The organism is Henriciella sp., from assembly GCF_029936995.1.
In the GTDB taxonomy this organism is placed as follows: domain Bacteria; phylum Pseudomonadota; class Alphaproteobacteria; order Caulobacterales; family Hyphomonadaceae; genus Henriciella.
Window position 1 is genome coordinate 173,058 of the sequence record NZ_JAPYRE010000004.1, and the last position, 10,250, is coordinate 183,307.

A 10,250-nucleotide genomic window follows, 5' to 3' on the forward strand; every position below is an offset into this window, starting at 1 on the left:
TGACTACAGACCCGCCCTCTAGACGTAGAAGTCGAGCTCTTCCTGAGCGGTAAGGAGTTCGTGGAGAGTCTCGGCATTGTCACCGTGGAAATAGACCAGTCCCCAGTGATTGCCGAAGGCTGAACGTTTAGCGACCTTGTTTTCCATAGGTTCCGTCAGCTCGTGCCATTCGAAATATGGGTGCTCTTCGGTTTCTTTTGGAATGGAGAGATGAGACACTACACGACTGCGGGGATAAACGCCGAAACAGCCAGCATACCCGTTTGCATCCTTGACGGGCGTCGGGAAGAACGCCTCGATTTCTTCTTCGGTCGTTTTGGGATCGAACATCAGGACCATTCCCTGATAGGCGTTGAAACCATAAACCCTTTCAAGAAGCTCGAAGACCTTGAAGCCCGGCGGACGGTAAGCGACTTCACCGAAATACATCACGCCATCGGGGGCGATGAAGTATTCCGGGTGAATGAAGCCGAACTGGATGTTGAATGTCTTGATCAGTTTCTCGATCTCGGCTGTGACCTTGTCACGCATCTCTTCGAGCTTCGGGCTTGCGGGTACAAAAACGGAATAGCCCAGCCGCACATATTCGGAGATATTCAGGAAACGGATTTTGCCATCCTGAATCCAAGCTTCCGCAGCGAACTCCCAACCATCGAGGTGGCTCTCCATCAATGCAGGAAATTCCTCTTCGGGAATCATGTCGACATCTTCAGCAGTCCGCACGACACGATGACCCATACAACCGGCAAGGTCGAACGCCTTGACGTGAATCGGGTCGTTGGTGTCTCCCTCCAGCTTCAGGAGGGTCTGATTGACGCGGCGCAGGAAGCGCTCAACGTCCGCCCGGTCATGGGCCTCTTCGAAAATACCCACACGGATGCCGCCAAGTTGAGCACGGCGCTTCATAAGCGACTTGTCACGGAACAGCATGGACTGGCCGAGAAGACGCGGATTATCAAGCAGTACACTATTGATCGCGCCCGCCCACTCCACGGTCTCTTCAAAGAGCGGAATGGCGACATCAATCCCCATTTCTTTCAGAGTATTTGCGATCTCGAATGATTTCTCGTTCAGCCGCTCAAAATCCCAGGACAGAAACGGAATATCATTGGCTTCAGCGTATTCCCTTGCCCAGCTTGGCGCGACCACAAGATAGCGCCGGTCGAATTTTTCCAGAGCATCAATGGCGCTCAGGCTCCAGCCAAGAAGGGCAACATAGCCTTTATCGGGATTGAAATCGGACATAAATTCTCCTCGCTCGTAAATATGTACTCAAAGCAACGTGCGGAAACTCCACAAGTTCACAGACTATCAATGGCAGGCAGTGCCTGACGCTTTGCGCCTAATTCAAAAAGGCAATTCCGGCTCATGCCTTTGCCGTTAATTGGGGCAGGGGTGTGGATATGATTCAATCCACGGGTGGTCATTTCAGTCTTGCAGCCCTATTAATCGTGTTTCTGCTCGGTCCGGCAGGTTAGCATATTTGACTTCAGACTGGGTGATGAATGTCTAATTCGAGTTCCGGAAGTCTTACGGAAGCATTAGCAGCTCTGCGTGCGGACAATCCGCAACCTATGCAGGCGATATATGAGCTCACGGCTCCCCGCCTGTATGGCAAGCTGCTGTCGCTGCTTGAGGACCCTGACCTGGCACGCCAAGTGCTGCACACCACATATGTCTGTCTCTGGCGACAGCGTCACAATATCGAAACCTCCGGAGACAGGGATTTCGAGAAGATTGCGGCCTTGGCGCACCATTGTGCGCTTCGTGTTCGTTTCCAGAGTAGAGATGCGGAGGGTTTGGCTTCCGGACAGAACGCAGGTGCGTTGCTCGAAAGGAAAGATGTTGAAGGGGTTTCGCTACATAGACTTGATGACGGCGACCGCGCAATGTTGAAGGCCGCTTACCTCGGATTCGAGAGCATCGATGGATTGGCAGGCCAGACGGGGATGCCGCCTGAAGAGGTGCGTTCACGTCTGGCACGTCTTGCGAGTGGAAAAGGAGGGCAGTCTGATGACTAGTCGTCCAGAACACTGGCAGATGCTGGCGAGCGCATATCTCATGGGCCATGCAACATCTGAAGAGGTTGCGGAGTTCGAGGCGCTTTATGCTTCTGATGCGAGCTTCCGCGGTTTTGTCACGGACATGGAGACCTTTCTGGCGCCACTGAACGCCGATGCCGATGAAGTGACCCCGCCTGCGGGCCTCCTTGATGACATTATGGATGTGATCGAGGCTGAACTGGACAGCCCCAAGGAGAGGATTGCCAGTAATGATAATATTAAGCCGGCGCCGCAAAGGCCCTGGCAATATGCAACAGCGGCATCCATCCTGGTAGCTGCAACGGCGATAGGCCTTCATTTTATTCCGGTGGACGGGGATAAAGGCACACCGGCGCAAACAGCGCAGGAAGAGTTGTATGCCCTCATGTCAGGTGGTGAAGAAACGCCGAGTGTTGTGGTCCTGCTCTATGACAAGGATACAAATACGATCAGTGGGCGGCTGACTAACACGTCCCCACCATCAGAGGGCGTCTGGCAGCTGTGGCTGCTCAGGGAGGGTATTGATGCCCCCCAATCATTAGGACTGTTGCAGGAGCTATCCGAAGACGGTCGTATTGATTTGAATTTGGCAACCGATCTTGCGGCCGGGTCCGATACATTGGCAATCAGTGTCGAGCCGGAAGGTGGGTCGCCAGAAGCAGGCCCAACAGGCCCGATTGTATTTACGGGTAAAGTCGACCCCATCTGATCGTGCGGAACGGCGGCTTAAAGAACTGAGGAAACGCCTGTAACCGGCATTTCCGCACGGACACGTTTGAGCCCCCTGCGGATCCAGCCTTTTACCGTATTCGGTGATGTGTCGAGCTTCAGGCCGATCTCGGTGCAGGACATGCCTTCCACAATGTTCATCATGATGGAGCGGGCAACATGCTCTGGCAAAAGAGCGAGATGACGTGCGACGAGCCTGCCGCCATCGCCTGTTCGAGCTAGGTCTTCCGGCTGGTCGGCCCCGTCGACAATAGTTTCACCGATTTCTTCCATCTCAGGCGTGCGCGCCTTGCTTCTAAGGTGATCGAGTCCGCGATTGCGAATGATCACGAGCATCCAGGTAAAAGCTTTTCCCTTTGAAGGGTCATAACGCCCTGCATTGCGCCATATTGAGAGATAAGCGTGCTGCAGAACATCGCGAGCTGCTTCCGGATCACGAAGCTGATTGATCAGAATGGATGTGAATTTGGGTGCGGTCAGGGCATAGATATGGCTGAAAGCATTTCTGTCCCCCTCAGCACACTGGCTTAAAGCTCGTTTGAGCTGGTCATTGAGATCTTCGACATCTTGTTTTGGCATGTCCACTCCAGCACCGCCTGAACATCACGAACTAGTCCGGCACAAAAAAAGACAAGCTCAACCATCATAAAAATTTTTGATTAATATGGCTGCGGCCGAAATTTTTTTGATGGAACCTGCACCCAAGCTTTTTGGAGGGTCGTATCTCCTGATGCTGGGACGCCCAGCCTGCTGGCCTGCCCAACGCACGGCCATTTCCAGGAAGGAAAGGGATATACGCAATGAAGGTTTCAACTTTAAAGAAGACAGTCAGTGCTGCAGCATTGGCAGGGGCGGCATGGACGATTTTGCCAGCCGGTGTGGCGGCAGCTGATGCAACGCCGGACTGTAATGCAGGCACATCCGCTACGGCACTTGAATGCGGCACTGGCGCCTCTGCCGATGGTGAGGACGCCACGGCTGTCGGTACGGATTCCACATCGACAGGAACGTCTTCTACGGCCGTAGGTGGAGAAAGTGTAGCAAACGGTACGGCAGCTACGGCTTTTGGTTGGCAGTCGTCTGCAACAGCTGAGCGCGCGCACGCGCTGGGCCATCTTGCCAGCGCCTCGGGTGTTCGGTCCACCGCAGTTGGTGAAGCGGCCGCCGCATCTGGCGAACAGTCTGTTGCCGTTGGCAATGAGGCATCAGCGACCGGAACAGATGCAGCTGCCTTCGGCACGATGGCACAGGCTGATGGGCCCTCCACGACCGCTGTTGGTGGTGAAAGTGTAGCCAATACGCCGGGCGCAACGGCCCTAGGCTGGCAGGCACAGGCTACCGGTGCCATGGGCACTGCTGTCGGGCATCAGACCACAGCTTCAGGCGACCAGAGTTTTGCGGGCGCTGAAGACGCTGTGGCGTCTGGGTCTAACTCCATTGCGATCGGCAATACTGCACAGGCAACTGATGGCGACTCGATTGCGATTGGCGGCAACCGGGACGGTGCAAACGGGCGTTCCACAGTCGCATCTGGTCCATCAACGACGGTTGTTGGTGGACAAGCTATAGGCATGGGCCCAGGCGCAAGTGCCTATGGCTGGCGGTCTGAAGCTACGGCCGAACGGGCACAGGCCTTCGGGCATCTGGCCAACGCATCCGGTGTCAGATCGCTTGCTGTTGGTGAGGCAGCAGAAGCATCGGGTCTTGAAAGTATCGCACAGGGCAATCTGGCTTCAGCTACAGGCGCAGATTCCATCGCGATTGGTACAACCACCACCGCAACCGGTCCGTCCACTACCGCAGTTGGGGGTGAGTCTCAGGCCATGGGCCCTGGTGCCAGTGCCTTTGGTTGGCAGTCTGCTGCCACGGCTGAGCGTGCTCAAGCCTTTGGCCATCTGGCGAGTGCATCGGGTGTTCGGTCCACCGCAGTTGGTGAAGCGGCCGCCGCATCTGGCGAACAGTCTGTTGCCGTTGGCAATGAGGCATCAGCGACCGGAACAGATGCAGCTGCCTTCGGCACGATGGCACAGGCTGATGGGCCCTCCACGACCGCTGTTGGTGGTGAAAGTGTAGCCAATACGCCGGGCGCAACGGCCCTAGGCTGGCAGGCACAGGCTACCGGTGCCATGGGCACTGCTGTCGGGCATCAGACCACAGCTTCAGGCGACCAGAGTTTTGCGGGCGCTGAAGACGCTGTGGCGTCTGGGTCTAACTCCATTGCGATCGGCAATACTGCCCAAGCCACCGACGGCGACTCGATTGCCATTGGTGGCAACCGGGACGGGGCTGACGGTCGTGCAACAGTTGCCTCCGGTCCATCAACAACGGTTGTTGGCGGGCAGGCTGTTGCCATGGGGCCGGGTGCCACCGCATTCGGCTGGCGGTCAGAAGCCACAGCCGAGCGAGCGCAGGCCTTTGGCCACCTCGCTAATGCTTCGGGAGTTCGCTCACTCGCAATGGGTGAGGCGGCATCTGCTGCAGGTGCAAACGCGACTGCGGTTGGTAATCAGGCTTCGGCAGATTTCGACAATTCCGTAGCTATCGGTGACAATGTCGCCACGACACGTGTCAACCAGGTTGCTGTTGGTAATTCGAGCAACACCTACACGATGGCGGGTGTGAACTCGAATGCGAGCACAGCCGCACAGTCCGGTGAAGTGGGCGTTGTGACAACAGACCGCAATGGCAATCTTGCGGCCGACTATTCGCTATCGGCCGGGCTGAGTGCCAATAGCGGTCTGATCACGCAGAACCAGAACCTTATCGCGGCCAATAGTGCCCTTATTGCAGGCAACACAGAGGCGATCCGGGATAATACCGCCGGTATCGCAGCTGCTATTGCCCTGGACATGCCCCAGGTTCCCGAAGGCAAGTCATTTGCCCTCGGCGGTGGCGTTGGCTTCTATGACGATGAAAGCGCTCTCTCCATGGCGGCAGCTGTCCGCGTTAACCCGACATGGCAGCTCAATGCCGGTCTGACATCTGGTGTCGACCGGGGTGAAACTGGTGGTCGTGTCGGCTTCCAGGCTTCCTGGTAGGTTTCACAGTTACTGCTACTTGGGCAGCCTGATGAATGAGCCCCTGCACGTTCTTTCCGTGCAGGGGCTCTTTTTGTTAATCAGGTCAAGCCGGATCGGAGTGAGGCTGGCCGATCTTCGCATCAGGCTTACGCGAGCGCTGAAGACCAGGCAGCAAGGCCTGGGCCGTCAGTCCCACTGCGCAGGCTGCAAGTCCCAGCGTTACGAAAGTTATATATGGATTTGTGTATGCCGCGCCATACTGGATAGCGTGCAGAAAACACGCGGCTAGAAGGCTTGCTGCGCAGACAAGCCGATGCAAGCGCCCGGCAATTCTGGCATCGAAAGCAAAGGCACAGGCGATCGCGCTGGCCGACAGGCCGATCCAGAAAAGGCCGGTCATAACCAGTGCATTAGCTCCCAGCAGACCAGACAGAAGGGTCAGGCCAAGCCAGGCCGGTGTTCCCCATACCAGCGCTGACCAGGCTGCCTCCGTGCGAGGCATTGCCCGCCCGGCTTCTGCCCGTTTCAGCAGGTATATATTCAGGCCTGAAGCTATCATGATGCATAGTGCCAGGCCGAGAAGGGCATAGGCAGCCTTGACGGCCAGCCCCCCGAAGTCCCCGAAGTGCAGGCGATAGGTGGACATGAAAACTTGTTCGCCAAGCTCTCCATCGGATTCGTGGCCCCGGCCGGTATAATCGCCTGCAGCATCGAAATTATAGGTTTCGCCATAGATGAGGCGATCGGTGTGCTCACCATAGATCGTGATGTGCTGGCCCGCCGTTCCGGGATCGTGGAGCACGACAAGAAATGGTTCGGCTTCAGGGGCGACACTGGAGAGTGTTGTCATTGCCGCTCCTACATCCGCAAGGTCGGCAGGGCTTTCATCTGTTGCCGGTTCGCTACCGAAAAGGGCTTCAGACAGTTTCGCCGTGTCGCCATCATAACTTGTCTGCGCCAATACCAGGGCGACGATCGAGAATAGCCCGATCATGGCGCCGGTCAGGGCAATCGCAATGTGAAAGGGTGCAGTCCAGACACTCAGCCTGTTGTGCAGGTCCGCCTGTGCGAGACGGGGCTGCCCCTTGTTTCGAAAGCGGAAGGCATCCCGGAACACGCGAGGGTGAGCCATGAACCCGGAGATTGCCATGGCGACCAGCATGACGCCAAAAATAGCGACGACGATCATGCCGAAGCTGGTTGGAAGGGTTAGGTAATAATGCAGGTGAATTAGAAAGTCGTTCCAGGGCGTTTCGTACTCCCCGGTAAGCTCTCCGGATGCGCTGGCCGTCTTGAGCCCGTCGTCACCGCCAGCGACGAAACGTGGCCAGCCATCCTTGGGCAGGTACAGGTAGAGGTGCGTGGTTTCCGGCTGTTCAGCGATGACGGATCGTGCGGCCGCCTGGGCTGTATCAGAACTGACGCTTTCAATTGGGCTGGAGACAGGGTTTTCCCACCAGCCGATCTCGTCCTCGAAGACAGCGGCGGTGCCGCTGACGCAGATGATGAAGAGCAGGGCGCTAATGACCAGCCCCATGACGGAGTGTGCGGAAAGTGACCTGTCGACCCGCGCCTTGTTTGATTTCGGCCAGATGGAGTTCGCCATGAGAGGGTTTCCTATACGAGTGCGACAGTGACGGCGGCGGCCAGAGCGGCGCCAGCATAAACCGAACGGCGTCCTGGCCGCGGCTCGATCAGAAGCAAAGTGCTTGCAAGCGCCCAGCCACAGACAGCCACAATGACGGCTATAATACCAGCATTGGCCGGGCTGCCGTTTTCAGGCCGCAGTATCTTGAAGAGAGCGGCCGCTGCATAAAATGCAATGCCCCCGGCGACCGGCCCGCAGATGACGAAAGTCCAGAAACCACTGAGACCTGCCAGGACAGGCTGCCCAGTAGGTTGCGCGTTAGCGGTGTTTCGCCGTCTTGAAAGCGCCCTTGGCGGTGTGACACCTGAAAACAGTGGCCTGGTAAACCAGGCCACTGCTACGAGCATGAGAATGACTGAGATTTGAGCCACACCCCTGTCGGTATTGGCAAAGAAGGCCAGGCCCAAGGCACCGGAGAGAAACGCCCAGCCTACTATTATCGCTGCTGGCCGTCCCGGGCGCTTCCAGCTCAGGAAGAGCAGGGCAAGCCCCGCCAGGCTCATGACAGTGGCGAGGCTCATCAAGGTCCAGTCCAGAACAGTCATTCTATGTCAGTCTCCTGAATGGATCAGAACTTGTAGCGAAGGTTTGCCACCACAGTCCGGCGCAGGCCGGGAAAGCAGTCACCCCGGGTCAGGCAACCGGTGAGGTATTCCTCGTCGGTCACGTTGCGGGCATTGATGGAAAGGTCCCAATGTTCCCACTCATAACCGATCATCAGGTCGCCAAGCGTGTAGTCTGGCGTGACATAGCGTACGGTGCCGTTGTCGGAGACACTTTCACCAACATAACGGATGCCGGCGCCAGCCTTGAAACCTTCAAGCGCGCCGTCCGGACGCCATGTCGTCCAGAACGACGCCTGGTTTTCCGGATTGGCTGACAGCTGGAAACCGTTCGGGTCTTCAGCATCAATCGTCGAGGCAGAGGCCTGGACATAGAACTCGTCGAGCTGGAGCCGGCCTTCCACTTCAAAGCCCTTAAGCGTCGATATGCCCTGCTGCTGGGCTGCGTTGCCGGGCAAGCTGCTGGGGTTGGGCAGGTTGGATATCTCGATATCGTAATAGGCAACAGTGATGAGCCCCGGGATGCCTTGGGGCTCATATTTGAAACCGGCCTCATACTGGCGTGCTTCGCGTGGTTCCAGCTGATTGTTGTTGGCGTCCGTACCGACAACGGTCTCAAAGGATTCCGAATAGCTGACATAAGGCGCGAGGCCATTGTCGAAGCGGTAAAGCGCCCCAAGGCTGGTCGAGATGGCATCATCTTCCTGAACGGTCGTGCCATCGTCATTCTCGACCCGGTCGGCTCGAATGCCCGCCGTGAAGCGCCACTTGCCAAGCGAAATCTGGTCGGAAATGTAAAGGCCCATATCTTCCACTGTCTGGACGGGCGCATCGTTGTAGACAGCGTCGAAGGCCGCCTGTTCCGGGAAATTGCCGTAAACCGGGTTCTTCAAATCTAGCACATAGCGGAAGTCACCCTGAAGGGCTCCACCGCCATAGATGCTGGCGCGGTTGCTGTCGGTTTCGACATCCTGATATTGAATGCCTGCGAGAAGGTCGTGTTCGAGACTGCCGGTCGTGAAACTCCCGCGCAGGCGTACATCCCCGGCCAGTTGGTCGAAAGTGTTATCGGCCTGGTAGAAGGTTCGCGCAACGGTCGTGTCAGTAAACTGGTCAATGCCCAGAATGTCATTCAGGTACCGGCTGTTCCCGGCTCCCAGAAAGCTCGGCCAGGCCTGATGATAATCGGCTTCGCCGGACCGCCAGAGCGCCGTGGCTTCGAGCATGAGATTATCATTGAAAGCGTGTTCGCCAAGCAGGGTGATCTGTTCGGAATTGGTATTGTAGCGGTTGAAGTCCGGCTCGCCGGCATAGACTTCGTAGTCGAGATAGCTGCCATCATCGAGTGGGTTCAGCGTGCCTTCAACGGGTATGAACTGGGCTGCCGTATCGCTCTCAGTGTCCTGTAGAAGCCCAATCACGGTCAGCTTCGTGTCATCGGTCGGCACCCAGGAGAGGGATGGCATGAAGATGGAGGTTTCTTCGTCGACCTGATCGATCTGGGTACCCGTATCACGGTAAAGCCCGACAAGGCGGTAAAGCAGTTTGCCGTTCGATCCGGCAACCTCACCAGTTACATCACCGGCGACCTGGTATCGGTCATAATTGCCGACCTCGGCCTGAAGTTCACCGGCAAATTCCTCCTGCGGCGTCTTGGAGACATAATTGACGATACCGCCTGGAGAGCCTTGTCCATAAAGTACGGAAGCCGGGCCGCGAAGCACTTCAACCTGTTCGATTGTGTATGGATCGGCGCGGGTCGAGTTGTAACTGCCGAAAAGCTCCTGAATGGAATCGCGGTAGCGCGGGATAGAGAGACCGCGAGAGAACGGGAAATCCCCACGCGTCGCGAAGCCATAGGGTTCGGCGGTGACACCGGCAACATATGTCAGCGTCTGCGCGAGGTTGAGCGCGCCCTTGTCGATGAACATGTCACTGGTCTCGACAGACAGCGAACGGGCGGTTTCGACGATTGGCGTCTCTGACTTTGTAGCCCCGAACGGCGTTATTGAGCCTTTCACAATGATGGTCTCCTGCCGGTCTTCCCGGTCAGAGTTCTCTTCTTGTGCGGCCACGCCCAATGCCATGCTGCTGACCGAAAGCGACAAGAGTGTCGCCAGTCTCACCAAAATCATAGTCTACCCCTCGAATATTGAGAATGATTATCACTAACGGGGTGCGGCTATAGGAGCAGAGATTGCAAGTCAATCTCATTCTCATGGGAGATGCATGGATTCTGGCGGCGTGA

At 56.9% G+C, this 10,250-nt stretch carries 8 protein-coding genes; 3 read left to right on the plus strand and 5 right to left on the minus strand.

Annotation, left to right across the window (positions count from 1 at the left end):
• Nucleotides 1-18: 18 nt before the first annotated feature.
• Complete coding sequence (locus tag Q1K31_RS10270) at nucleotides 19-1,245, minus strand: carboxylate--amine ligase (protein WP_300379162.1); 1,227 nt, start codon at nucleotides 1,243-1,245, stop codon at nucleotides 19-21.
• A gap of 329 nt (nucleotides 1,246-1,574) precedes the next feature.
• Here Q1K31_RS10270 and Q1K31_RS10275 point away from each other — a divergent pair, with 329 nt between their 5' ends.
• Both Q1K31_RS10275 and Q1K31_RS10280 read left to right on the plus strand, forming a co-directional pair.
• A complete protein-coding gene (locus Q1K31_RS10275) occupies nucleotides 1,575-2,021 on the plus strand; it encodes a hypothetical protein (protein WP_300379163.1) in 447 nt (148 codons plus the stop codon).
• A complete protein-coding gene (locus Q1K31_RS10280) occupies nucleotides 1,993-2,751 on the plus strand; it encodes an anti-sigma factor (protein WP_300379164.1) in 759 nt (252 codons plus the stop codon). The genes Q1K31_RS10275 and Q1K31_RS10280 overlap by 29 nt, the downstream gene beginning before the upstream one ends.
• A gap of 17 nt (nucleotides 2,752-2,768) precedes the next feature.
• Here Q1K31_RS10280 and Q1K31_RS10285 read toward each other — a convergent pair whose 3' ends face one another.
• Nucleotides 2,769-3,350: a sigma-70 family RNA polymerase sigma factor gene (locus Q1K31_RS10285; protein WP_300379165.1), complete on the minus strand. Its 582-nt coding sequence runs from the start codon at nucleotides 3,348-3,350 to the stop codon at nucleotides 2,769-2,771.
• A gap of 221 nt (nucleotides 3,351-3,571) precedes the next feature.
• Between Q1K31_RS10285 and Q1K31_RS10290 the strand changes: the two genes are divergently transcribed.
• Nucleotides 3,572-5,809 carry a YadA-like family protein gene (locus Q1K31_RS10290; protein WP_300379166.1) on the plus strand — a complete coding sequence of 746 codons (2,238 nt, stop codon included), beginning with the start codon at nucleotides 3,572-3,574 and terminating at the stop codon, nucleotides 5,807-5,809.
• Nucleotides 5,810-5,894: 85 nt separating this feature from the next.
• Here Q1K31_RS10290 and Q1K31_RS10295 read toward each other — a convergent pair whose 3' ends face one another.
• The 3 genes from Q1K31_RS10295 to Q1K31_RS10305 are packed head-to-tail and all read right to left on the minus strand — an operon-like array spanning nucleotide 5,895 to nucleotide 10,137.
• Nucleotides 5,895-7,397 (minus strand): PepSY domain-containing protein, encoded by a 1,503-nt coding sequence (locus tag Q1K31_RS10295; RefSeq protein WP_300379167.1) that lies wholly within the window; start codon nucleotides 7,395-7,397, stop codon nucleotides 5,895-5,897.
• A gap of 11 nt (nucleotides 7,398-7,408) precedes the next feature.
• Nucleotides 7,409-7,984 (minus strand): hypothetical protein, encoded by a 576-nt coding sequence (locus Q1K31_RS10300; RefSeq protein WP_300379168.1) that lies wholly within the window; start codon nucleotides 7,982-7,984, stop codon nucleotides 7,409-7,411.
• A 23-nt stretch (nucleotides 7,985-8,007) separates the two neighbouring features.
• Nucleotides 8,008-10,137: a TonB-dependent siderophore receptor gene (locus tag Q1K31_RS10305; protein WP_300379169.1), complete on the minus strand. Its 2,130-nt coding sequence runs from the start codon at nucleotides 10,135-10,137 to the stop codon at nucleotides 8,008-8,010.
• Between the last annotated feature and the right edge of the window lie 113 nt (nucleotides 10,138-10,250).

Coding starts and splice junctions, on each gene's coding strand:
- Q1K31_RS10295 (WP_300379167.1), bottom strand. CDS start 7,397: ATGGCGAACTCCATCTGGCCGAAATCAAACAAGGCGCGGGTCGACAGG.
- Q1K31_RS10275 (WP_300379163.1), top strand. CDS start 1,575: ATGCAGGCGATATATGAGCTCACGGCTCCCCGCCTGTATGGCAAGCTG.
- Q1K31_RS10300 (WP_300379168.1), bottom strand. CDS start 7,984: ATGACTGTTCTGGACTGGACCTTGATGAGCCTCGCCACTGTCATGAGC.
- Q1K31_RS10305 (WP_300379169.1), bottom strand. CDS start 10,137: ATGATTTTGGTGAGACTGGCGACACTCTTGTCGCTTTCGGTCAGCAGC.
- Q1K31_RS10290 (WP_300379166.1), top strand. CDS start 3,572: ATGAAGGTTTCAACTTTAAAGAAGACAGTCAGTGCTGCAGCATTGGCA.
- Q1K31_RS10285 (WP_300379165.1), bottom strand. CDS start 3,350: ATGCCAAAACAAGATGTCGAAGATCTCAATGACCAGCTCAAACGAGCT.
- Q1K31_RS10270 (WP_300379162.1), bottom strand. CDS start 1,245: ATGTCCGATTTCAATCCCGATAAAGGCTATGTTGCCCTTCTTGGCTGG.